22 protein-coding genes and 1 pseudogene are annotated in these 23113 nt (G+C 55.8%); 15 read left to right on the top strand and 8 right to left on the bottom strand.

Features of this window, described 5'->3' with window-relative positions; translation table 11 throughout:
- Window positions 1–102 precede the first annotated feature (102 nt).
- Together SDD30_RS00115 and SDD30_RS00110 are read left to right on the top strand one after the other, a co-directional pair.
- Complete coding sequence (locus SDD30_RS00115; protein WP_434072893.1) at window positions 103–1110, top strand: isocitrate/isopropylmalate dehydrogenase family protein; 1008 nt, start codon at window positions 103–105, stop codon at window positions 1108–1110.
- Between the two features lie 34 nt (window positions 1111–1144).
- Window positions 1145–1825, top strand: coding sequence for a metallophosphoesterase (locus SDD30_RS00110; protein WP_434072892.1), 681 nt, complete (start codon window positions 1145–1147; stop codon window positions 1823–1825).
- A gap of 45 nt (window positions 1826–1870) precedes the next feature.
- On the opposite strand, the gene SDD30_RS00105 is transcribed toward SDD30_RS00110, so the two are convergent.
- Genes SDD30_RS00105 through murJ form a run of 3 tightly spaced genes read right to left on the bottom strand, consistent with a single transcriptional unit; the run spans window position 1871 to window position 5536 of the window.
- On the bottom strand, window positions 1871–2611 hold the full coding sequence (locus SDD30_RS00105) for a type 1 glutamine amidotransferase (protein WP_434072891.1): 741 nt from the start codon (window positions 2609–2611) through the stop codon (window positions 1871–1873).
- Complete coding sequence (locus SDD30_RS00100; protein WP_434072890.1) at window positions 2571–3938, bottom strand: Mur ligase family protein; 1368 nt, start codon at window positions 3936–3938, stop codon at window positions 2571–2573. Before SDD30_RS00100 ends, SDD30_RS00105 begins: the two co-directional genes overlap by 41 nt.
- 14 nt (window positions 3939–3952) lie before the next feature.
- Window positions 3953–5536 (bottom strand): murein biosynthesis integral membrane protein MurJ, encoded by a 1584-nt coding sequence (gene murJ, locus SDD30_RS00095; RefSeq protein ID WP_434072889.1) that lies wholly within the window; start codon window positions 5534–5536, stop codon window positions 3953–3955.
- 404 nt (window positions 5537–5940) lie between these two features.
- On the opposite strand from murJ, the gene SDD30_RS00090 reads away from it, so the two are divergent.
- The 12 genes and pseudogenes from SDD30_RS00090 to SDD30_RS00035 all read left to right on the top strand — a co-directional run bounded on the left by SDD30_RS00090 (window position 5941) and on the right by SDD30_RS00035 (window position 16946).
- Complete coding sequence (locus tag SDD30_RS00090; protein WP_434072888.1) at window positions 5941–6435, top strand: MarR family winged helix-turn-helix transcriptional regulator; 495 nt, start codon at window positions 5941–5943, stop codon at window positions 6433–6435.
- A 157-nt stretch (window positions 6436–6592) separates the two neighbouring features.
- A complete protein-coding gene (locus SDD30_RS00085) occupies window positions 6593–7864 on the top strand; it encodes an MFS transporter (RefSeq protein WP_434072887.1) in 1272 nt (423 codons plus the stop codon).
- A gap of 43 nt (window positions 7865–7907) precedes the next feature.
- A complete protein-coding gene (locus tag SDD30_RS00080; protein ID WP_434072886.1) occupies window positions 7908–8588 on the top strand; it encodes a DUF2680 domain-containing protein in 681 nt (226 codons plus the stop codon).
- 70 nt (window positions 8589–8658) lie between these two features.
- A pseudogene (locus SDD30_RS00075) lies at window positions 8659–8997 on the top strand (response regulator); the annotation flags it as partial.
- A 45-nt stretch (window positions 8998–9042) separates the two neighbouring features.
- Entirely contained in the window at window positions 9043–9405 is a 363-nt protein-coding gene (locus SDD30_RS00070) for a winged helix-turn-helix domain-containing protein (protein WP_434073115.1), read from the top strand.
- A 19-nt stretch (window positions 9406–9424) separates the two neighbouring features.
- Window positions 9425–10876, top strand: a complete 1452-nt coding sequence (locus tag SDD30_RS00065) for a sensor histidine kinase (RefSeq protein WP_434072885.1) — start codon at window positions 9425–9427, stop codon at window positions 10874–10876.
- A gap of 15 nt (window positions 10877–10891) precedes the next feature.
- Window positions 10892–12412 (top strand): hypothetical protein, encoded by a 1521-nt coding sequence (locus SDD30_RS00060; protein ID WP_434072884.1) that lies wholly within the window; start codon window positions 10892–10894, stop codon window positions 12410–12412.
- Window positions 12413–12454: 42 nt separating this feature from the next.
- The gene (locus SDD30_RS00055) at window positions 12455–12733 is read left to right on the top strand and encodes an EscU/YscU/HrcU family type III secretion system export apparatus switch protein (protein ID WP_434072883.1); all 279 of its coding nucleotides are present in this window, start codon (window positions 12455–12457) and stop codon (window positions 12731–12733) included.
- Between the two features lie 136 nt (window positions 12734–12869).
- The gene (locus tag SDD30_RS00050; protein WP_434072882.1) at window positions 12870–13709 is read left to right on the top strand and encodes a DNA adenine methylase; all 840 of its coding nucleotides are present in this window, start codon (window positions 12870–12872) and stop codon (window positions 13707–13709) included.
- Window positions 13710–14004: 295 nt separating this feature from the next.
- Window positions 14005–15012: an extracellular solute-binding protein gene (locus tag SDD30_RS00045; RefSeq protein WP_434072881.1), complete on the top strand. Its 1008-nt coding sequence runs from the start codon at window positions 14005–14007 to the stop codon at window positions 15010–15012.
- A gap of 72 nt (window positions 15013–15084) precedes the next feature.
- On the top strand, window positions 15085–15834 hold the full coding sequence (locus SDD30_RS00040) for an ABC transporter permease (protein ID WP_434072880.1): 750 nt from the start codon (window positions 15085–15087) through the stop codon (window positions 15832–15834).
- Complete coding sequence (locus SDD30_RS00035) at window positions 15831–16946, top strand: ABC transporter ATP-binding protein (protein ID WP_434072879.1); 1116 nt, start codon at window positions 15831–15833, stop codon at window positions 16944–16946. The genes SDD30_RS00040 and SDD30_RS00035 overlap by 4 nt, the downstream gene beginning before the upstream one ends.
- 169 nt (window positions 16947–17115) lie before the next feature.
- On the opposite strand, the gene SDD30_RS00030 is transcribed toward SDD30_RS00035, so the two are convergent.
- Window positions 17116–17934, bottom strand: a complete 819-nt coding sequence (locus SDD30_RS00030) for a copper amine oxidase N-terminal domain-containing protein (protein WP_434072878.1) — start codon at window positions 17932–17934, stop codon at window positions 17116–17118.
- A gap of 281 nt (window positions 17935–18215) precedes the next feature.
- The gene (gene ytaF, locus SDD30_RS00025; RefSeq protein ID WP_434072877.1) at window positions 18216–18890 is read right to left on the bottom strand and encodes a sporulation membrane protein YtaF; all 675 of its coding nucleotides are present in this window, start codon (window positions 18888–18890) and stop codon (window positions 18216–18218) included.
- A gap of 166 nt (window positions 18891–19056) precedes the next feature.
- On the opposite strand from ytaF, the gene SDD30_RS00020 reads away from it, so the two are divergent.
- Window positions 19057–19293: a Sec-independent protein translocase subunit TatA/TatB gene (locus SDD30_RS00020; RefSeq protein WP_434072876.1), complete on the top strand. Its 237-nt coding sequence runs from the start codon at window positions 19057–19059 to the stop codon at window positions 19291–19293.
- 44 nt (window positions 19294–19337) lie between these two features.
- Here SDD30_RS00020 and SDD30_RS00015 read toward each other — a convergent pair whose 3' ends face one another.
- The 3 genes from SDD30_RS00015 to SDD30_RS00005 are packed head-to-tail and all read right to left on the bottom strand — an operon-like array spanning window position 19338 to window position 22454.
- The gene (locus SDD30_RS00015) at window positions 19338–20105 is read right to left on the bottom strand and encodes an acyl-CoA dehydratase activase (RefSeq protein ID WP_434072875.1); all 768 of its coding nucleotides are present in this window, start codon (window positions 20103–20105) and stop codon (window positions 19338–19340) included.
- Between the two features lie 28 nt (window positions 20106–20133).
- Window positions 20134–21399, bottom strand: a complete 1266-nt coding sequence (locus tag SDD30_RS00010; protein ID WP_434072874.1) for a 2-hydroxyacyl-CoA dehydratase subunit D — start codon at window positions 21397–21399, stop codon at window positions 20134–20136.
- A complete protein-coding gene (locus SDD30_RS00005; RefSeq protein WP_434072873.1) occupies window positions 21399–22454 on the bottom strand; it encodes a 2-hydroxyacyl-CoA dehydratase subunit D in 1056 nt (351 codons plus the stop codon). The genes SDD30_RS00010 and SDD30_RS00005 overlap by 1 nt, the downstream gene beginning before the upstream one ends.
- Window positions 22455–23113 lie beyond the last annotated feature (659 nt).

Genomic DNA, 23113 nt, shown 5'->3' with positions numbered 1-23113 from the left:
GCTGCCGGCATAAAAAGTGCGGCCAGGCTATTTTCTACTTGTACGGAGACCGGAGAAAACTTTATAATAGGGAGGTGACGTATCAACTGGAGGTGGATTTTGTTGCCACATGTAGTAACCCTGATCCCCGGGGACGGTACCGGTCCGGAGCTGATTACCGCCGCCCGGCGCGTCCTGGAAGCCAGCGGTGTGGAACTGGAATGGGAGGTTATGGCGGCCGGGGAGGGTGCCCTGGAGCAATATGGCAGCGTCTTACCGGAGGAGACCCTGGCCTCCATCCGGAAAAACGGCGTCGCCCTCAAGGGTCCCATCACCACGCCGGTAGGCACCGGCTTTCGCAGCGTTAATGTCGCCCTGCGGAAAGAACTCGACCTTTATGCCAATGTCCGCCCTTTCCGCAACCTGCCCAACGTCCCTTCCCGTTATGCGGGAGTCGACCTGGTAATCTACCGGGAGAACACCGAGGACCTCTATGCCGGAGTTGAACATATGGTGGGGGAAGACGCGGCCGAGAGCATCAAGATTATCACCCGTAAGGGTTCGGAACGCATCGCCCGGGCGGCTTTTGAGTATGCCCGGAGCCAGGGCCGCCAGCGGGTGACGGCCGGCCATAAAGCCAACATTATGAAGTTTAGCGACGGCCTTTTCCTGCGGACTTTCTACGACGTAGCCAAGGATTATCCGGAAATAACAGCTGATGATCGCATTGTGGACAACCTGAGTATGCAGCTGGTGCAGAAGCCGGAGCAGTATGATGTCCTGGTGCTACCGAACCTCTATGGTGACATTCTTTCGGACCTCTGCGCCGGTCTGGTGGGCGGCCTGGGTGTAGCCCCGGGGGCTAATATTGGTGAGAAGGCAGCCGTTTTTGAACCCATCCACGGCAGCGCGCCTAAGTATGCCGGCCAGAATAAAGTCAATCCCCTGGCCACCATCCTCTCCGGGGTGATGATGCTGGAACACCTGGGCGAAAAAGAGGCTGCCGCCAGAATCCAGAAGGCCATCCTGGCGGTCCTGGCGGAAGGCAAGTACCTGACCTACGACCTGGGTGGCAGCGCCGGCACCAGCGATATGGCCGATGCCATTGTCCGGTATCTGACGGCAGCATAGTCGGCGTAGAACCTTATTGGCGGAGGAAATAGCAGTGGCCCTGTTTGTTATCGCCGATCTGCACCTGGGCCGCGATATGGCCATGTTCGGGCCAACATGGGAAAACCACCGGGAGAAGCTGGCGGATCACTGGCGGCGGGTAGTTACCCCCGGGGATACGGTCCTGATCCTGGGGGATATCAGCTGGGGGATGCGCCTGGAAGAGGCCCTGCCGGACCTGGAGTTCATCAAATCCCTGCCCGGAATCAAGCGTATCTTGAAGGGGAACCACGATTACTGGTGGCAGACGGAGCGTAAAATGCAAGCTACCATCTTGGATGCCGGTTTCGCCCTGTTAAAGCCGGAAATAATCGCCGGGGTGGCCGTTTGTGGCACCCGGGGTTGGCTGGTTCCCCAGCACCCCCTTTATAGTGAAGCCACTGACGGGAAGGTCTACCGGCGGGAGGTTTTACGCCTGGAGATGGCCCTGGACGGGGTGACCAGGCTGCGCCGGGATGAACCCTTGGCGGTAATGATGCACTACCCGCCGGCGGTAGGGGGCGAGATCACGGATTTTATCACTGTGATGCAGCATTATGGTGTTAAGGATTGCTACTACGGCCACCTCCACGGTACTGATCAGGAGCGAGCTCTGGTAGGTACAGAGTGGGGCCTGAACTTCCACCTGGTGACCGCGGATTACCTGAATTTCACGCCCCTGCTGGTAGCCTGCTAAAAAGGCCTGTCCGGCACCTTGCGGACAAGCCTTTACTATTACTTTTTACCACTTACCTTTCGTACTTAAAAAGCGCTGGTAAACAGCGGCATTGGTAGCCAGCTCCAGGGAGTCTTCCAGGGGTGGGAGCTCCACCTCGCCGTAACGGCGTTGCAGGGCCAGGCGCAGGAGGTAGTCGGCCAGGTGGGGATTTTTGCTTAACAGGGGGCCATGGAGGTAGGTGCCGATGGCGTTTTTATACCTGGCCCCTTCAGTACCATCACTGCCGTTGTTGCCATCACCGTAGATGACCCGGCCCAGGGGCCGGGCGCCTTGCAGGAAGGTGCGGCCGCCGTGGTTCTCAAAACCGATTACCGGGTGTTCTGTCCCCAGCTCCGCCACCTGAATGGCGATATTGCCCTTCAAGCGTTTCTTACCGGCTTCGGTATAAGCGGCAAAAAGGCCCACTCCGGGGAGGGTTTTTCCATTCGCGGTGCGGTAATACTCCCCCAGGAGCTGGTAGCCACCGCAGATGGCCAGGAGGGCAGTGCCCCCTGCGACGGCTTCCTTTAGGGCGGGGCCCTTGGCGAATAAATCGCTGCTGGCGACCCCTTGTTCTTGGTCGGGCCCGCCACCCAGGAACAGGAGATCAAAATCCCCGGGGTCCAGGGGATCGCCCAAGGAGATGGTAGTTACCTCGACATCTATGCCCCGCCACTCAGCCCGGCGGCAGAGGATTAAGATGTTGCCCCGGTCACCGTAAAGGTTAAGAAACTCGGGGTAGAGATGCCCCAGGCGTAACTTCACTTTGAGCCCCCCTTTCCAGGAGCAGGCGGCGGTACAGGGCCAGGTTGGTATAAGTGCAAAGAATCAAGACCTCATTCACCGGTTGGGCGAGTAAAGCAGCAATACTGGCCCCGGGATCGGGGATAACCTCCAGGCCGACCTCTTCCACGCCCTGGTATTTAAGGCAGATGGCCATATCCCCGGCCCGGAGGCCGGCGCAGATGATCCGGTTGCGGGGGGCTGCCAGCAGGGGCGAGAGGTCGGCATCCCAGAGCCAGGAGACATCGCGGCCGTCAGCAGCCAAGTCGTTAATGGCCAACAGGTAGGCCATTTTTTTCTGCCCGGAGGCCAGGGTCCGCAAGGCCACCCCCAAACCGGTGGGGTTTTTGACCAGCATTAGGGTGATCCGCGTGTCCCCCAGGTTGAAGGTCTCCGCTCGGCCTTGGCCGGGGAGGAAAGAGGCTACCACCTGGATGATGGTTTCCAGAGCAACGCCCAGGTAGAGGGCGGCGCCGGCGGCGGCCAGGATATTATATACGTTATAGAGCCCCCGCATGGGCGTCTCCAGGTCAACCGCGCCGTCCCGGTAAACGAGAGCGAACCGGGCGCCAGTAGGGTCTAGCTGGAGCTCGCGGCCTTCGTAATCCGCCCGGGGCCGCCGGTAGGAACAGCGAGGGCAGTAATAATCCCCCAGGTGACTGTAGTGGTAAAAATTAAACTGCAGGGGCTGGTGGCAGTGGGGGCAGATATGCCCCTCCAGGACCTCCCGGGTGGTTGTCTGGCTCCAGGGGGTCCGGGCCAGGCCAAAGTAACGGACACTACCCCGGCCCTCCCCCAGGGAGGTCACCAGGGAATCATCGGCATTGAGGATGAGGGTGGCCTCCGGGTGTCCGGCCAGGGCGCAGCCGATAACGGCGGCTAGCTGGTCTAGCTCGTGGTAACGGTCCAGCTGATCCCGGAGGAGGTTGGTTATGACCACCGCATCGGGTTGTACCTGGCGAGTAACCAAAGCCAGGGTCCCCTCGTCCACTTCCAGGACGGCGACTTCCCCCCGTTGTTCCAGCAGGGCCGTGGCCACACCGGCGGGCATGTTCGCCCCTTCGCTGTTGGTGACGACCCTCAACCCCGCGGCCTGCAGGATACCTGCCAGGAGGTTGGTAGTAGTGGTTTTACCATTGGTGCCGGTAACAATAACCACTTGCCGGTAGCGGTCGCTTAAGTGCTGGAGCAGCAGGGGATCCATCTTCAAGGCGATAAAACCTGGGAGGGACGTGCCACCCCTTTGCAAGCAGCGACATAATAGGGCCACCAGGCGACCAGCCAGGATAGCCAGGATATTCCGGAACATTCCTGCACCCCACTTTAACCTGCCGCCGGCCGGGAGCGATGCAGGCGGCGACCCAGGATATTTATTAACGCGACCAGTTCCTCCATGCGTAGCAGCCAGGCCAGGAGGCTGTAGCTGGCGGCACCAATAGTTACCAGCAGGGAGAGCTCCAGCCCTTCCTTTACCAGGCGGGACCAGGACCCCGGCAGGACCAGGTGGTGGGAGACCAGCACCAGGAGCAATCCCATGAGGGCAGCCGCCAGGATGCTCTTAGCGGCCGTCTGGGCCAGGCGCCGGGCCTCAAACCGGGTGCGAGCTTTCACCTGCAGGTAGTAGAAGAGTAGGGCAACATTGACAAACCCGGCCAGGGAGTAAGCCAGGGCCAGGCCGCGGATACCAAAGGCCGGTCCCAGGGTGAAATTCAAAGCCGTACCCACGGCCAGGGTAGCCAGGCCGATCCACAGGGGCGTAATGGTATCTTTAATGGCGTAAAAGGCCCGGCTTAAGATTTCATAGGCACCATAGGCGGTAATCCCCAGGGAATAAAAGACCAGGGCGGCAGTGGTGGCCGTGGTGTCGGCGCTGGTAAAGTTGCCGTGCTGGAAGAGAATCCGGACCACCGGTTGTCCCAGGACGACCAGGCCCACCGTTGCCGGAATAGAAATAAAGATTACCGCTCGCAGGGAAACGGAGAGGTAGTGGGTAAAGGCGACCTGATCCCGCTCTAGGAACATGCGGGTCAAGGCCGGCAGCAGGGTGATGCCGATGGAGGAGGCAAAAAGGATAGGTACCAGCACCACCCGGCTGGAGATGGTCAGGGCATTAATGGAACCCTTGGGCAGGTAAGAGGCGATAAAGGTCTGGTTAAAGAAAAGGTTCAGCTGGGCAATGGAGAGGCCGATGGTCACCGGTAACATCAGCTTGAATATTTTACGGATACCGGGATTTTGCCAGTCCATGGTCCACCGGTAGCGGGGCCGCAGGCGCCAGATGCCCCAGACCTGGACTAGGAAATTAAGGGCAGCGCCGATCAGGGTGGCGATGGCAAAGGCGGCGATACCATACCTGCCGGCCAGGATCAGGCCGAAGACGATGATGGCGGCGTTGTAGACCAGGGGGCCGATGGCCGTGCCAATAAAGGATTGGTAAGCATACTCGGTGCCAATCAAAACCCCGTTGAGGCAGTGAAAAAGGACGGCAATCAGGACAATCCTGGTCAAATAGGCAGTGTAAGCCACCTGGTCCGGGGTGAAACCGGGGGCTACCAGGTGCACCAGGGCCGGAGCCCAGATCATACCCAGGATAACAGCCAGCCCTACCACTGCCAGAACCAGGTTAAAGGCAATGCTCACCGTCTGCCAGACGGCGTCTTCGTCCTGCTCCGCCAGGTAGCTGGATAGTACCGGGATAAAGGCCGAGCTAACCCCACCGCCCACCAGGATTAAGTAAATGGTATCCGGGATCACAAAGGAGGTATTCAACATGTCTGTCAGGCGGTTCTGGCCGAAGAGGGCCGAGATGGCGGTGTTACGTAAAAAGCCCAGGATGCGGGAGATAGCCGAAGCCAGGCTTAAAATGGCCGCCGACCGGGCCAGGCCCATGGTCCTTTGTTTTGTCACCCTAACGCTTCCATTCCTAGCATATTATAGCATAAATTTATATTTTTCCATCGCTAGCATTGTTGACACACTATCAGTATTTTAATCGTTCCTGTGGTAAAAGGGAAGACCCCCATATCGCCACCGGATGCACCATTGTTTCCGATAGCTCCTCGTGGGGGCTGCCGCCCTGGCCACGAAACCAGATAAATGCTGGCTGGGGGGCTGGTGGGGGTACAGGTGGAAGGCAACCTGGTTCGGGGCGTAAGATGCTTCTATGAAGCAGCGGCGAGGCGGTTGTGAACGGAATGGGGAGCGGCAAGTGCTAAAATTATGGTTCATAAGGCCGGATGGCTGTTGACAAAAGGTGTGGTCAGGGGTATGATTTATTTTCGGGTTCCAAAATATACGGGAGGCGAAGGGCATTGGCCGGCCGGGCAGAGGCAAGCAGGGAGCTGGAGTACTTACTGCGGCAAATAAACCACCTGATGAACCATTACACCCGGAGTTACTTAACTGACCGGGGATTGACCATGGCCCGTTTCTGGGTCTTGAGCAACCTGCCCAGGGGGCAAAAATTGACCATGGGCGAATTGCAGCGACGGCTCCTCCTGGCTCCGGGGACGGTTACCGGCCTGGTAGACGGCCTGGTGGCCGAAGGCCTGGTCCGGCGCTGGCGGGATGAAAACGACCGCCGCCTTGTTTTCCTCGACCTGACTGCGGCCGGGGAGGAGTTCCTGGCGGGGATTCTAGATTTCCGTTCTGATGTTCTGGCCAGGGCCATGGCCGGGCCGGACGAAACCCAAGCCCTGGATGCCGGGCAGCTGAATGCCGCCCTGCGGGTAATCCTCACCAACCTGAGCAAGCAATGTAAAGGAGAAAGAGAGAGAGATGCTGGCTCGAACAAAGGAAAATTATAAGTGGTACGCCCTTTCCTGCACCACCCTGGGTGCCCTGCTGTCAGTTCTTAATGGTAATACCCTGCTGATTGCCTTGCCGGTTATTGCCAGGTCGCTGCATGCCTCTAAGGCTTGACCGCCGGGGATCCGGTTATAGATAAAGGGGAGTATTACGGGGATGGAGATTGAAGCGGCAATAGGGAAGAAGACCGGTCGCTGGCGAGCCCTGGCGGCCTTAAGGCATCGTAATTTTCGCCTTTTCTGGTCCGGGCAACTAATTTCCCTGATGGGCACCTGGATGCAAAATATGGCCCAGGGCTGGCTGGTCCTGCAGATGACCAATTCACCCTTCCTGCTGGGGGTGGTCAGTGCCGTCCAGTTTACGCCCCTGTTGGTCCTGGCCTTGGTAGCCGGGGTGGTGGCCGACCGGGTACCCAGGAGACGCCTGCTGATTTTTACTCAGACCAGCCTGATGCTCCTGGCCTTCATCCTGGGTGTTTTGACCCTCACCGGGGTGGTTCGTTTCTGGATGGTCTTAATCCTGGCTGGACTGCTGGGCACGGTCAATACCTTTGATATGCCGGCCCGCCAGTCCTTTGTGGTAGAGATGGTTGGTAAAGAGGATCTCATGAATGCCATCGCCCTTAATTCCTCGATCTTTAACGCCGCCCGGATTGTGGGGCCGGCCCTGGCCGGATTGGTAATTGGCCGCTTGGGGATGGCGGCTAGTTTCCTGCTCAATGGAGCCAGCTTTATCGCGGTTATCGCCGGCCTGTTGTTGATCCGTGTCCCGGAGAAAACAGATTTGGTGAACGCCCGGCGGCCAGCGGTGAAGCAGGTTGGGGAAAAGATTGTTGAAGGTCTGCGCTATATTCGCCGAACGCCTATTGTCTTGCATACCATTACCCTAATGGCCCTGCTGAGCATCTTTGCCATGAATTTTACGGTCCTGATTCCTGTCCTGGCCCGGGATACCCTGGGCCAGCAGGCCGAGGGCTATGGCCTGCTTATGTCGGCCTCGGGGGTGGGCGCTTTAGGCGGCGCGCTGCTTCTGGCGGTGCTCAGCAGCCGCGGCCCCCGGCTGCGGTTGCTTTTGGGTGGAGCTGCCGGCCTCTGCCTTTTCCAACTCCTCCTGGCCAGTACCCGTTCTTATAACTTGGCCCTTTTATTCCTGGGTTTTACCGGCTGGTCCATGATCACCTTTACCGCTTCGGTCAATACCACTTTACAACTGAATGTACCCGACAATTTACGGGGCCGGGTCATGAGCGTTTATTCCCTGGTTTTCGGCGGGGTAACGCCTATCGGCAGCCTGTTCAGCGGCAGTATCGCCCACCTATGGGGGGCCCCGGCTGGTCTGGCAGCAGGAGCGACGCTAGGGTTAATTAGCTTGCTGGCTGTTACCAGTGCCCTTCGCAAAACTAGGCTGACAATCTTAAGAAGTTCTTAACATTTTCTCGATAACATCCTGAAACTCCCGGGGTATCCTATCCTTGAACGGAACAACAGGCCTGGTTGTTTCCGAAAAACATATGAAGGGATGGGGTAAGATGATGATGACTAAAGGTGCCAAGATCCTGGCTGCGGTGGCAACTCCCCTGGTCCTGGGGGGATTGCTGATCGTCAGCCAGCCCGCTTCTTCCCGGGCTGATGCAAGCGCCCCGGCGCAAGCTGCCCCGGCTGTATCAACTCCAGCTTTTGGTGGCGCAGGTTTAGGCCCGGGCCAGGGCCTGGGGTTAGGCCTGGGGCGCTCCCTGGGGGGTATGATTACCACCCTCAGTAATACCCTGGGTATCGATGTGACGCAATTGCGGGCCGAGCGCCAGGCAGGCAAGTCCCTGGCCGATATTGCCGCCGAGCATGGGGTTGATAAAAGCCAGCTGGTGGCTAAGGTAACGGCCGCAAGGAAGCAGCTCCTAGAGGACAGAGTAGCTGCCGGCCAAATAACCCAGGAGCAGGCTAATTACTGCCTGGAGAATATGCAGCAGCGTGTAGAACAAAACCTAGAGCGGACGACGGTCGGTCCCAACGGCCAGGGCCGGGGCGGCTGGAAAGCCGGCAGCCAGGGTAATGGCGGCCCCCGCCGGAGAATAGCGGCTGGCTCAGGAGCCCAGGTTGGGCAGGGTGCCGGCTTCGGCCGGGGCCAGGCAGGTGGCCCAGCGGTAACCCAGTAATACAACTGATAAAGGGATACCCGGGGGTTAAACTCCCGGGTATCTTTACATCCGGCCAATAAAGGAAAAAATGCCGGCGATGGCGAAAGATTTATCGAGGGAAAATGTTATTTGGGAGGAGCCCATGGCGAAAAAGACGATCCTGATCATCGAAGATGAGGCTAAAATAGCCCAGATGATCCAGCAGCACTTGACCAGGGAGCAGTTTACAGCCGTGGTAGCTGCCGATGGAAAGGCAGGCCTGGAAGCAGCCCGGCAGGAAAACCCGGACCTGATAATCCTGGACCTGATGCTGCCGGGTTTGAGCGGTCTGGATGTCTGCCGGGAAATCCGCAAGGAGAGCCAGGTACCCATCATTATGCTTACGGCCCGATCCGAAGAAATAGACAAGCTCCTGGGGCTGGAGCTGGGGGCCGATGATTATATCACCAAGCCCTTCAGCCTGGCTGAACTGGTGGCCCGGATCCGGGCTGTCCTGCGTCGCACCGGCGGCCAGGAACAGCCGGTAGCCGGGAACGTCCAGGCCCGGGGCGACCTGACCATAGATTTTGACGGCCTGCAGGTGTATAAAAAGGGGCAACCGGTGAATTTAACCCCCACAGAATTCAACCTTTTGGCCGTTTTGTTCCGGCATCCAGGCCGGGTATACAGCCGCCTGCAGCTCCTGGACGCTGCCCTGGGCGAAGCCTACCAGGGATATGAGCGCTCCATCGACACCCATATCAGTAACCTGCGCCGGAAGATTGAAGCCGACCCGGCTGCACCACGCTACATTCTTACTGTTTACGGAATGGGTTATAAGTTTAATGATGTTTAAAATTCAAAGGGGTTTTAACGTGAAACTCCGGACGCGATTGACCCTGGCTTTAGTCCTGGTAACCTTCCTGGCGGTAGTTGCCCTGGCGGTGGCCGTGGGCTGGTCTACCCAGTCCTTTTTTCACGGTTATGTTAACGATGTTAACTCACGCCGCCAGCAGGTGTGGGCGGAGTTTTTTACGGCCTATTACCGCGACCGGGGCGGCTGGTCCGGGGTGCAGGACCTCCTGGGTACCCCCTGGCACGGTGGCCGGGGGCGGGGCTGGGGGCCGGCCCAGGGTATGGGTCAGGGCATCGGTCAGGGGCCGGGCCAGGGTATGGGCTTTGGTCGTCTGGCCCAGGAACGGGTGCTCCTGGCGGATAGCGAAGGTGTGGTAGTGGCTGATTCCTATGGTATCAGGCTGGGGGAAAGGGTTGCCGAACCGGAACTGGCCGGGGGGACGGCTATTAACGTTGGCGGCCGCCGGGTGGGAACCATGTGGCTGGCCACCACTGCGCCGCCGGGGGTCCTCTCCCAAGAGGATGAGTTTACCCGTGCGGTCACTTTGGCCATCATCCTGTCGGGGATAGGGGTATTGCTCCTGGCCGGCCTGGCCGGGCTTTACCTGGCAGGACGGATCGCCAGGCCATTAAGCAGGCTTACGGCGGCCGTCCAGGGACTGGCTGCCGGCGGTTATAAGCAACGTCTGGACCTGGCCGGCGATTATGAAATTGCCCGGCTGGTGGCAGCCTTTAACGAGATGGCGGCACGGCTGGAGAAATACGAGGCCCTGCGCCGTAATATGGTGGCTGATGTCGCCCACGAACTGCGTACCCCCCTGACGGTGCTGCGGGGACAATTGGAATCCCTCCAGGCGGGAGCCATCGAGGCCAAACCGGAGGTAATCATGTCCCTACATGATGAGATCCTGCGCCTGAACCGCCTGGTGCATGATTTACAAGAGCTGAGCCTGGCTGAAGCCCGGCAGCTGACCCTGCATCGGGAGACCCTCAACCTGGTAGAAGTGAGCCAGCGGGTAATAAATTTCTTTCAAGTAGAAGCCGAGGATAAAAATATTACCCTGGAGCTTGACGCCGGGAGTGAGAGCATCATGGTCAGGGGGGACAGGGATCGCCTCGCCCAGGTCCTCGTCAACCTCCTGGGCAATGCCCTGCGCTACACACCCGCCGGGGGTAAGGTGGTGGTAAGTGTCAGGCGGGAAAGAGGAGAAGCCTGCGTCACTGTGGCTGATAACGGGGCAGGCATCGATCCAGCTGACCTGCCCTATGTTTTTGAAAGGTTTTACCGCCCTGATAAGTCGCGGACCAGGGCCCAGGGGGGAGCGGGGTTGGGCCTGGCTATTGCCAAGGGCTTCATAGAAGCCCACGGCGGGAGAATCCGGGCCGAGAGCCACCCCGGCCGGGGTAGCCAGTTTACTTTCACCCTCCCGGCGCTGGCCGCTGGGAATAACATAAAGCCGATGTTCTATTAAAAAAGGTGGACGCCGATGAATATAATCCTAAGTGGTCTACCCAAGGGGATCGGTAAAGGTCAATCAGTTGCGGCCGGTTTAGCCGGGGACAGCCGGGGATTGACCTGGGAAGTGGGCGAGATCCTGCAGGGGCGGGTAAGCAGCCAGGTGGCGCAGGATGCCTTTTTCCTGGAGATCCAGGGCCGGGAGATCCTAGCTCGGTCCTCTCTGAGTCTGGTGCCCGGCCAGGCCGTCAGCCTCCAGGTTCAGGAGCGGCAGGGGAGCCAGTGGCTGGTAAAACTACTCGCTGCCGGCGGTCCAGTGTTAACTGACGACCTGAAGACCCTCCTTACCCGGCTGGGGCTCCAGGATACGCCCCTTTACCGTTCCCTGGTGGCAAAATTCCTGGCTTACCGGCTGCCTTTGCAACCGGAGTTACTGCGACAGGTAGAGCAGGTTTTAAGCCTCCCTCACGAAGGGGGTCAAGCAAAGATAGAAGCGAGCCTGCCGGAAGGCGCGACGGCCGCTAATGACCATGGTCTTCGTGCTATTGAGGGAGAGATAGAGGTAGCCCTGCAGGCCCTGAAGCTGGGGGTCCCGCCGCAAGCCGAATCTATCAATTACCTGCGCGCCTTTATGCTCCAGGAGCAGGAAAAAGGACAGGAGGGCATAACCAGCCTGGCCCGCTTTCTTTCCTCCCTGGCCGCGGTACTGGATGGGCTGGAAGGCGAGAAGGGCGGTGCGGCCCGGACCCTCTTCCAGCAGCTAAAGGCCATGGTGGCCTCCCTGATCCTGCAACCCGGGGCCGGTAGGGAAAGATTAGCAGGGCAATTACATAACCTGCTATTTTACCAGTTACCTGGAAGGGATGACGGAGATTTCTCTCCTACTCATAATGGCGGCGTCCTGTCCTTGCCTCCTTTACCCGAAAGCGCGGCGGGAAAAGAGCTCCAGCAGGGACCAACCCGGTATACCCGGTCTTGGTCCCTAAATGAGTTAACCACAAAACTAGATTCCCTGCTCCAGGCAGTCAAGGAGGCCGTCCGGGAAAACGGCCAGGAGACTGCAGCCAGGGATCTCCTGCATACCGGCGAAAAGATTGCCGGGCAACTGGCCGGGCAACAAGTATTCCAAACCAGCGGCAAGGACAACGGGCTGCAGGCTTGCCTTTACTTTACTTTACCCATCCAGCAGGAAGGGGAAGTAACTACCTGGGGACAGCTGGTAATCCGGAAAGAGGGCCAGGGAGCGAATCAGGTTGATAGCCGGAACTTTAATATGACTATCCTGTTACATACGGAAAACCTGGGCTCCTTATTGCTGGACATCAGGGCTGGGCAGGGGGAGGTCAGGGTGCAAGGACAGGTGGAAGAGGAGTGGGTGGGCGAGTTAATTGCTGCCTTCTGGCCGGATTTGCAGGAGGTTTTTACTGGCCTGGGCTACCGTTTACATAGCTATCAATGGCGGACCGGGGCTGTTCCCGGGCAGCTTTTACCGCTGCCGGTTGCCCCGGGGGAAATTACTATCGTGCCGGGCTTGCTGGATAAAAAAGTATAGGCGTATATCGTGCCTGCGCATAGCAAAGGAGGGTGGGACATCGTGCCCCATAAGGACGCGGTTAAAAAGGCGGTCGCCCTGCGTTATAATGACGACCAGGATCAAGTACCCCGGGTGGTAGCCTCCGGCAAGGGAGAGATAGCCGCCAAAATCATCGCTACAGCCACGGCAGCCGGTGTCCCCATCCACCAAGATGCCGGCCTGACGGAGATGCTGGCCCGCCTGGATATCGGCGCCAGCATTCCGGCTGAACTCTACCAGGTGGTGGCCGCAGTTTTAGCCTATATTTATGCTTTAGACAGGGGACAAACCAGGAAATAAATGAACAGCTAAGGCAAGGCCTATGACTGTTCCTGGGGTACCATCAGGCAGTAAAGGCATAAGGATGTTTTTCTGGCTAGTTATGTAAATTAACCCTGCAAACCAGTTAAGGGGTAAAGGAATGTAAATAGTAACGATGGTGAAGAACAATCTAGTGGCCCCGGTGCTAAAATGGGCGGGTGGCAAGAGGCAAATAGTCTACTGGATACTAAAATACGTGCCGCAGACCTTTACCACCTATTATGAACCCTTCCTGGGCGGCGGCGCCGTTTTGTTTGCCCTGCAGCCGGAAAAGGCTGTGGTCAACGACATCAATAGTGAGTTAATCAACGTTTACGAAGTTATCAGGGACAATGTAGAGGAATTGATTATCGACCTTAGGAAACACAGGAACGAAGAGGCCTATTTTTACGCCACCCGGAATCTGGATCGGGATAAGGAGAGATACAACCGGCTGACACCCATCCAGCGGGCTTCAAGAATGATTTACTTGAACAAGACCTGCTATAATGGTTTATTCCGGGTTAACAGGGCCGGGGAATTCAATGCTCCCTTTGGTAAGTATAAGCACCCGAATATCGTGAACGAGTACACCCTAAGAGCCGTAAGCGAGTATTTCAACCGGGCCCAGATTACATTTACTTGTAGGGATTTTGAGGAGGTTTTAAAGGGAGCGCAGGAAGGAGACTTTGTTTATCTTGATCCTCCCTATGACCCGGTTTCCGCTACGGCCATTTTTACCGGTTATAGCCGGGGAGGCTTTGGCCGGGAAGAGCAGCTAAGACTGAAAAAAACGTGCGAACAACTGAACGACCGGGGGATAAAATTCCTTTTATCAAACTCAGCGACGGCTTTTATTAAGGAACTTTACCGGGATTACCGTATAGAAATAATTCAGGCTAAAAGGGCCATTAACTCCGTCGCTGATAAACGCGGTGCAATTAACGAAGTCCTGGTGATGAATTTTAAAGATTAACTTTTGTAGTTTGTGCTCCCAGACCACCAGCAGGGTCGGGTAGAGAATTATCTGTTAAAATAATTCCAGAACTTTACTTGCCGGCAGCGGATGTTTGTAATAAAATACTTAATTAAGATAGTAGGAAGCCAATAGCAAGTGTCACAACTCCATACAGCATCCAAACAGGAGAGGTGGAGGTAGAAGGGTAGCCTGATAGCAATATCCTGATAGCGCCCTGGGGGAAGGCGAGCTTATTTTTTTAGTATCGTTATGCTTAAATGAACATAAAGCGTACAAGGGAGTGGAGAATTACATGCGTCGTTTTGTGACTATGATTTTAATCCTGGCTTTAACAGGCATCTTATTAACTGGGTGTGGGGGCAAGGCAAGCCAACCAGGTAGCCAATCAACAGGCGACCAGAAGACAAGCGGGAAAATTACCCTGCATCTTTACGGCGCTGGGACCCTGGCAGTTCCCTTCAAACAGCTTGACGAGGCCTTCCAGCAAAAATACCCGAACATAACCGTCCAGCCCCAATTTGGCGGCAGCGTCAAAATGGTGAAGCAGGTAACGGAAATGAAACAGCCGGCCGATATTGTAGCCGTTGCCGATTACAGCGTTATTCCCAAATATATGTTTGGCGAAAATGGGCAGCAGAAGTATACCGCCTGGTATGTCGGTTTTGCCAGTAATGCCATAACCTTTGTTTACACAAACAAGAGTAAAGGCCAGGATCAGATTAACAACAATAACTGGTACCAGGTACTGGCGGAAAAGGGCGTCCAGATCGGCCGTTCCAATCCGGATACAGATCCTTCCGGTTACCAGACCTTACAGATGCTCAATCTGGCGGAAAAATACTATCAGGCCCCGGGCCTGGCAGAGAAGATCCTGGCTAATGCGTCGGCTGCCAATATCCGCGATACGGAAACCGAGCTATTAAGCGCGTTGGCAGCCGGTCAGATCGATTACCTGGCGATTTATAAATCCGATGCGCGGCAGCACGACCTTAAATACCTGGATTTACCGGCACAAATTGATTTAAGCGCTCCCCAATATGCTGATACCTACCAGCAGGTAAAGGTAAAAACTAAAAATGGCGATATCACCGGCAAACCGATAGTCTACGCTGTAACTATACCGGATAACGCTCCCAACGCTGAATGGGCCAGGAAATATGTAGCCTTTTTGCTGGGGCCGGAAGGGCAAGGCATAATGAAGAAGAATGGTTTCGGTTTATTGGACAAGCCTTATGCTAATGACGTGGCGCAAGTACCGGCGGAATTGCAACAGCTGGTGAGTCCCTGGCCCCGGCAGTAGGTGGGCAGCATGGGGGAGGGTCAAGGTCTGAGAGGGCATTGGTTATTTCTGATCTTCTGGCTGCTGGGGGGTATGATGCTGGCCTTTATTCTGTTACCCTTGGGGCGGATGTTCGGCCAGCAATCGCCTGCAATGCTGGCCACCGTAGCTGCCATGCCGGATGTGCAGGGAGCCATCACCCTGAGCCTGGAAGTCGCCATGGCAAGTGCGGTTATTGCTGCGGTTTTTGGTACCCCCCTTGCTTATTTGCTGGCCAGGAGCCAGTTTCGCGGCCGGGCTTTAATAGAAGCTATAGTCGATTTACCCCTGGCCGTTCCCCATACGGTAGCCGGTATAGCTCTTTTGTTTGTTTTTGGCCGGAACGGTCCCATCGGCAAGATCGCAGGCCAGCTGGGTATCAGTTTCTGGGGTACGGCCTTGGGGATCCTCGTCGGCATGCTGTTTGTTAGTATCCCCTATATGGTCAACTCGGCCCGGGAGGGTTTTGCCAGCGTAGATTTACGCCTGGAGAAGGCCGCCAGGACGCTGGGGGCCTCCCCAGCCCAGGTTTTCTGGCAAATCTCTCTACCCCTGGCCTTGCGGGGTATCCTCAGCGGCGTAGTCCTTACTTATGCCCGGGCCATAGCCGAATTTGGCGCTGTTATCGTACTGGCGTATTACCCGGAGACGGCGCCGGTGAAGATTTATGAGCTTTTCCTGAGCGGGGGTCTGCAACAATCTTCAGCGGCAGCAGTCCTACTACTGTCCGTAACCCTTACTACCTTTATATTTTTTCGTTACCTGGCTTACGGGCGGGCGGCCCGGAAGGGGAGGAACCAGTGAACTTTTTTGAAATCGCCAATCTCCACCTGCAACTCCGTGAGTTTAGCCTGCATAACCTTTCCCTGCAATTACCGCGGGGGAAGGTTATGGTTATACTGGGGCCCAGCGGTGCCGGGAAATCAGTGCTACTGGAAACCATCGCCGGCTTTTATCATCCCGCTGAGGGACGCATTTACCTCGGGGGGCGAGATATTACCTTGCTGCCGGCCGAAAAACGGCGTGTAGGTTTTATGTTCCAGGATTACGCCTTATTCCCCCATTGGACCGTACAGCAAAACGTCCTTTCACCATTACGTTTCCAGCATAAAAATGAGGATCAGACCCACCTGGACCCCGAGCAAATTATGGATCTGTTGAATATTGCCCATCTCGCCGATCGTTACCCGGCAAATTTGAGCGGTGGGGAGAAACAGCGGGTGGCCCTGGCCCGGGCCTTGATGAGCAGCCCGGAATTACTTCTCTTTGACGAACCCATGTCCGCCCTGGACGCCCGGGCCAGGGAGGAATTGCGGGAGGAACTGGGGCAACTCCTGCACCAATGGTCCCTGACGGCGATCTATGTTACCCATGATCAGGCGGAAGCCCTGGTACTGGGGGATATTATCGGTATTCTCCAGGAAGGTCGCCTGGTACAATGCGGTTGCAGGGAAGAGGTGTTTAAGCGTCCAGCGACGCCCTTTGTAGCCAGGTTTGTAGGCATGGAAAACCTTTTCCCCGGTAACGTATTACAGGTACACCAGGAAGAGGACGGCTCTACGACCGTGGGGGTAGAAGTTGAACCCCTGGGGGTCCTGGTAGTCCGAGGGAATTATGAGGTGAAGGCCGGCGAAAAGGTCTGCCTGGGCATCCGCCCCGAAGATATTCTGTTGGTAGAAAGTGGGGGAGAAAGTGCGGCCGGTGCCGGTTACTGGGGCAATTTGCCGCCGCCTAATATCCTGCCCCTGACGGTTGCCGGCATCATTCCCTGGGGTCTCTTTTATAAGTTAAAGTTGCAGGGAAAGGTTCCCCTGACGGTTTTTGCGGTAAAGACAGGAATTGAAGGTAGGGGGATAGTCCCTGGCGCAGCCATTCAAGCCGTCCTGCCGCCGGCAGCCATCCATTTGCTTAAGTGATCATGCCGGTATTGACTGCGTCATTCTAGCCTACAGGCCTTTTGGCCACCGGCGGCTCCCGGCACCTGGTCTTCCCCGGTAGTTATAGAGAAGAACACTGTTGGTATTGCTCATCAGTTCTTCCTTCATTTAAAAAAAGCCGCCGGAAGGCGGCAATTAATTCAAGTTCCTACTCCCCAACAGTAACCAGCTGTCCCTCCGGATACCAGTTGACAGGCTTTTTGAACACCTGGCTTATAAACCGCAGGGGCACCATGACTCTATTATTATACATTTGTGCCGGCACGTCTATATTTTGGGCCTGGCCATTTACTGTAACCTGCGGGCTATTAACCGGAAGATTAATCACGGTATTGTTATTGTTTATTGTTACCGTGTTATCTTCTTGATTCCAGGCTATTGCCTGGTTACCGATGCCCAGGGCGTTGGCTACCGCCCTTAAGGGCACCAAGGTTCGGCCATTTTTAATTATCGGTTGAACATCTGACTGTAGCTCATTCCCGTTGGTAAAGATATGTATCCGACCACTTTTACCTGCCATGTGGTAAAGTTGGGCCAGATACTTAAAGGCCCACTGGGGATGTTCGATGCGTAAAATTTCTTTTACTACTTGCAAGGCTCCATCATAATCATCATTCTGAACATCATTCATTAGCTCCTGTTTCAAGGTTTCCAAACGGGTATCAATTTTTCCCTGGTTATTTAGTAATTTTAGCTGTTCTAAAATCCGGAGGGCCCGCACCATTTGGTTCTTACTCAGGGCATTGTCCAGTTCTTGCTTTAATTTTTCGATCTTATCCTGTAAAGCCGGCGGGCCATAAACATCCCCGCTAACGCTTTGCTCACCATAAACATTGTCGGTTACGCTTTGACTATCGCCCGGCATATTTCCCGCCATACTACCGGAATTTGTCGCGTCGGCATAGGCTGCCAGGGGTAAGAGGACCAGGGATATCACCAATAATATAGGGAGAAACTTTTTTTTCATTATACCTGTACTCCTTTCCCAATCGTCGTGGCGCAAGATTCTACGTAAGCTAGATTAAAATCTCAATTCGACCATCCCCTTTCCTGGCCTTCTATAACTTTCTTGCAGTTATAGTCCAGCAGAAATAAAGGGCAAAGGACTAAAAAAAGATAAGAATTTTCCTGGGTCAACAAGGGGTCCTGACGTCTTTGCTGCCCGGGTATTTAATCGTTCCTTCCTACATAATATATGTTCGGACAAATTAGCAAGAAATAGAGGGTAGTATTTTATTTTACCGTAGCTCAAATAAATAACTCATAAACCCCAATGAGGATTAACAATAGGCCGGCAGCGATGCCGGTTTTAGCGCCCAGCCAGCGGGAGGTATAGCGCCGGCCGATAGTTATGCCGGCTCCACAGGAAAAAAGGCTGAACAAGAAAACCATGGCTGTGGTTAGGGCCGGGTTTAAACCGGAAACGCCGGCGCCGAAGCCGGTGGCCAGGTTGTTTAAAGCTAAGGCCAGCCCCAGGACTGCTGCTTCTTTGCCGTCAATTATCCCGGAGCAATCGCGATCCACCTGTACCGGATCGCGGAGGATCTGGATCAAAATACCCAAAGAACAGAGATGGATGGTAAGTAGGCAGGAGGTTTCCTCTGCTGATGGCGAAGAGCGGGCTGTTATCTCCCTGTGGCTGGTGGGAGGGTAGGTTTCACGGCAGGATTGGAATAGCACCCAGAAACCTGCCGCCAGGATAATAGTAGCGCCGAGGTAATTGGCCATTTTTACTGTTAAGAGATAACCGGCGATATATTGGCCCAAAAACATTGTTGCCAGAGTCCCCGAGCTGGTTATCAACGCAATAACCATGTTGGACAGGAAGGGTAGCTTCATTCCCCGCGTGCCATAAGCGAGGGCTACCCCCAGGTTGTCAAGGTTGGCAGATAAGGCTAAAAAGAAGGTTGTTAAAAAGTGCATATCGTCTACCCCCCAGAGCATCTTTCCACGATAATCTATGAGGGGTAACCTACGAGGTTGCCTGGCAAAGGTTATAAGGTTTGGCCCTAATTGGCTGGATATGACTTTATAATGGTATTGACGCCAGAGGTTTTAAATTCTATACTTGAGCTAAGAGGTGATAGCCATGTTACCTTTCTCCCATTGGTTGGTGGCAGGTGAGATTTTTAGCCCTGCCGATATTGCCTTGATCTTAGCTATTGCATTACTAGTCTTTGGACCAGGGAAACTGCCGGAGATTGGTCGCAGCTTGGGCAAAACTATCCGGGAGTTCAAAGCCGAAACAAATAAGATTACCAACGAAGTAAATGAAAGCCTGAAAGTTGACAGCCAACCAACTGCCAAGACAGAGGATAAAAAGTAGTAGCCAAAAGGCCCGTCGTTAAGGCGGGCCTTTTCCTGGCTTTCCTACCGGAGCGCCAGCAGGGCCGCTCCCAGGGCACCGATTATTTGCGGATCCGGGGGTACGCGGATGCTGGTGTCCAGGTTTTCTTCCAGGCTTTTTACTACTCCTGAGTTTTTGGCCACCCCGCCGGTCATGGCCACCGGCTCTTCCCAGCCCAACCGCTGGGCCATGGCCACTACCCGCTGGGCGATGGCATTATGCAGGCCCCTGATTATTTCGGCCACCGGCCGGCCTTCGGCCACCAGGGAAACCACTTCGGATTCGGCAAAGACGGTGCACATGCTGGTAATATTAGCGCCCTGGCCTGCCTGCTGGGAGAGGGTCCCCATTTCTTCCAGTGGGACTTCCAGAGCACCAGCCATGATTTCCAGGAAACGGCCGGTACCGGCGGCACACTTCTCGTTCATGACAAAATCCCGTACCTTGCCCCCGGCATCCAGGAGGATGACCTTGCTATCCTGGCCGCCAATATCGATGACCGTGCGTACTTCCGGCCAGAGGTAGTAAATTCCCCGGGCATGACAGGTGATTTCGGTGACCCGTCTCCGGGCGAAGGGGACCCGGATACGGCCGTAGCCCGTGGCGACAATGCCGTCCAGGGACTCTAATCCGGCTCCGGCCTGTTCCAGGGCTGCCTGTAAAGCCTTTGCTGCAATCTCGGCGCTGTTTACACCACTCTTCAGAACGACGGCTCCTGCCACCCGGCCGTCCCGGACTACAACAGCTTTGGTCGTCAGGGAGCCGACATCTACTCCCGCAGTCAAGCTCAAGGGCATAGCCTCCCGTATTCTTTTATATTTATAATAGTGTTTCCAGAAACCCCTCCAGGCGTGTTCTGGTAGCGCCGGGGGCATACTTGCTTTGATCGACACAATCGCCCTCCAGGTTGAGAAAGGGTATTTCCCTTTCGCGCAGGGCATCCTGTAACAAGCGTAAACCGGCGGTGCTCTGGCGGCAACCCCAGTGGGCGAAATGGATAACCCCGCCAGCCTGGTAGGCGTCGATCATATCCAGGATGGCCTCTATCCTCCTGGACATGGGACCCAGGCCATGGTGGCTTAAAACCTTACGGGCCAGGCTATAAAAGGGCCTTTCCGGGTCCAGGGGTTGCCAATAAACATGACTCATTTCTTCAAAGACAACTACCGCCCCGGCTTCCTGTTCGAGCAGGTGAAAAATGGTGTTGGGGTAATAGGGCCGCAAGTGCAGCCATAATAAACGGGCCTTTTCTTCCGGTACGGCCCGGCGCTGTTCCCGGTAACGCCGGCCCAGTTCGGCCGCCAGTTGGCCGTAGACCTCCACCGAAGTTGCCGCGCCAAACCCCGCCAGCATGGGGTAAATGAAACTGTGGGCTTCTTCCCCCCGGATGCAGGCCGGGCGCTGCTGGCGCAGGCGGTTGACGGCCAGCAGGCGTTCCCGGGCCGCGTTAGAATTAACTATGGCCTCCTGAAAACGTTCCCCGTCCCACTCCAGGCTGAGGGATTCTACCAGGGAAAAGGTTATGGACTTAAGCTGGCGGGCCACGTAGTTCAGGGCTGCGGCATCCTGCCGGTGGGGCACGTCTAAAAGGTAAAAGGGTACCTCGTGGTAGGCTGCCACCGTTGCTAAGGATTGAGGGGCCGTATCACACAGGTGGGAGCTGCAGACCACCGCCCCCGGTGGCGGGAAGTAACCTTCCCGGTCGCAACCGTGGGCCAGGCGGTGAAAGGAGCAGGCCTCGCTGCTGACCCAGTCACTTTCAGCCCGCCGTAAAGCTTCCCCTCCTATCCCCAAACCGGTAGCAACTACAGCGGCTGCTTCGGGGGCGAAGGGAATTGCTCCCAGGCCATAGAGGATCTCGGCGGGGAAGAAAACGTTGTGCCAGACCACCGGCCCCTTTTGGAGAAAGGCGGCTGCTGTCTGGTCGATGGTATTGAGCAGCAACCGGTGGGCCGCCTGCCAGGGATAATGCTTCTTTTGGGCCGCTACGGCCTGCCTTAATATTCGATATGTCCAGGGAGATTTAAAGGCACGCCGGCGGAGGGCGTTTCCCAGGTGGGAGCGTAAGAGCTGGTAGATATCCATTACCGCACCTCTAGCATTTCTAAAAAGGCTTCCAGCCGCGTCTGCCACTGGCCGCGATTACCGCCGCTGAAATCCCCGTCCAGACGGAGGAGGGGTAGCTCTCTTTTTTCACAAAAAACCTTCAGGTCGAGAAAGTCGTACAAAGCGGCATCGCAGAACTTCATGACATGGTAAATAATACCCTGGATGGGAAACTGGTCTACAATAGCGGCCCAGTACCGGCGGCGCTTTTCGCGGTCGCTTACCATCCGGGGACAGGGGGGGCTTTCCAGGTAAAGCCTGGCCAGGTAGAGGTACGGGTCACCTTCCCCTATGGCGGTGATGGTTGGGTCCAGTAAAAGCCGCCGTCCATTGCAGCTATCCTCGAAAACAGATAAACCCCCGTACTCTTCCACTATGGTAATCAATTCCCACGGCAGGATACTACCGACCAGCAGCAGGCGCGGCTGCGAGGTGGCCTTCCCCCGGAGATGGTGGGCAGGCCGGGTAATTACATCCTCCAGCTTATCTACCTCCTGGAGACTAAGGGAAGTTTGCCACCTGGATAGCCCATCCATGATTGCTTTTCCTGCGGGCGGTTCTTCTCCCGCAGCCCGGCGGGTTAAAAGCCGGCGCCAGGTCGTCCTTTGTTCTTCCCACCAGGTAATGGCCGCCCATAAACGTTTTTCATCTAATTGATGCTGCCCGGCGAGAGCGGCCTCGACTGTCAACTGGCGTAGATTCTGGCTGAAATAAAAAATCGCGTCTTCATTTAGCCGGCGGGGTACATCGAGGACTATGGTCTTGCCCCCTGCACCATAATGGGGCCAGATATTAGCCAGGTGAATCATAGCGTTGCAGGAGCGGGCGATTACAACACCATCCAGGGGCGGCAACTCCTGCCTGATGGCTGCCTCAAGGCAACTCTGGACATAGGGGCAGAGGTTACCTACCAGGTATGTAGTGGCAAGCGGGTTATTGCCCTCGCGACCTAGCAGCCGGTAAGGGGTATACCCCAGGGCCGTTAAAATTTCCACCGGTGTATAGTGGCACAACCAACCCATTAAATGGCTCATATCTTGCTCCCGTCAATCCAGGCCTGCCGGGCCCCGTAGTATCATGTTACAACTCTTTTCTGCAACCTCGTTTGTCAAACGCTGGCCTACTTCAGGCAGCTTGATGAGAAACGGTTTCAGCCTTTCCCGTTGGTCCGGTTTCCCGCCTGTCGCTGACCGGCCAGTATCTGATACTCGACTATACTTGCCGGCACATAGCCATAAAATCCAGGGATTCCATTTTACCATCACCCCCATGGATTATTACCATCCTCCTCAGCTATAACTATACCGCGAATCCACGATAACAACAAGACATTTACCTGGAACCGCATGCCAGCCATTGGCAATTCCGTCGTCCTCGTGGGCCTGGAAAGGCAAAGCGTACGGGTAGAAGTAGATATTAGCAATGGTTTGCCTGTTTGCGAGAGTGCCGGTCAAATTGTACAGATTAAAAGCTAAATCTAGAAGCGGAAAAATCTGCAGTTTTATCTTTTAATATTCATTGGAGGAACAATAACTTGAAGGAGGAATCCGTCAATGTATGTCGAAGTTTATCTATATTAGTAATTCCTGGTTTGGAGGATCAACCAATGTCGATTAAAACAAAGGTAAAAAATAACCATATTAACCAATTAATCCCTCGGGGGGGGGGGGGGGGGGTATTTTATTTATTAAAT

Source organism: Moorella naiadis (nom. illeg.), from assembly GCF_051020825.1.
Lineage (GTDB): Bacteria > Bacillota > DSM-521 > Neomoorellales > Neomoorellaceae > Neomoorella > Neomoorella naiadis.
Note: the sequence above shows the minus strand (reverse complement) of the source record. Positions and strands in the feature narration are given on the sequence as shown.

Coding starts and splice junctions, on each gene's coding strand:
- SDD30_RS00100 (WP_434072890.1), bottom strand. CDS start 3,938: ATGTTCCGGAATATCCTGGCTATCCTGGCTGGTCGCCTGGTGGCCCTA.
- SDD30_RS00085 (WP_434072887.1), top strand. CDS start 6,593: ATGGAGATTGAAGCGGCAATAGGGAAGAAGACCGGTCGCTGGCGAGCC.
- SDD30_RS00060 (WP_434072884.1), top strand. CDS start 10,892: ATGAATATAATCCTAAGTGGTCTACCCAAGGGGATCGGTAAAGGTCAA.
- SDD30_RS00050 (WP_434072882.1), top strand. CDS start 12,870: ATGGTGAAGAACAATCTAGTGGCCCCGGTGCTAAAATGGGCGGGTGGC.
- SDD30_RS00045 (WP_434072881.1), top strand. CDS start 14,005: ATGCGTCGTTTTGTGACTATGATTTTAATCCTGGCTTTAACAGGCATC.
- SDD30_RS00040 (WP_434072880.1), top strand. CDS start 15,085: ATGATGCTGGCCTTTATTCTGTTACCCTTGGGGCGGATGTTCGGCCAG.
- SDD30_RS00030 (WP_434072878.1), bottom strand. CDS start 17,934: ATGAAAAAAAAGTTTCTCCCTATATTATTGGTGATATCCCTGGTCCTC.
- ytaF (WP_434072877.1), bottom strand. CDS start 18,890: ATGCACTTTTTAACAACCTTCTTTTTAGCCTTATCTGCCAACCTTGAC.
- SDD30_RS00020 (WP_434072876.1), top strand. CDS start 19,057: ATGTTACCTTTCTCCCATTGGTTGGTGGCAGGTGAGATTTTTAGCCCT.
- SDD30_RS00010 (WP_434072874.1), bottom strand. CDS start 21,399: ATGGATATCTACCAGCTCTTACGCTCCCACCTGGGAAACGCCCTCCGC.
- SDD30_RS00005 (WP_434072873.1), bottom strand. CDS start 22,454: ATGAGCCATTTAATGGGTTGGTTGTGCCACTATACACCGGTGGAAATT.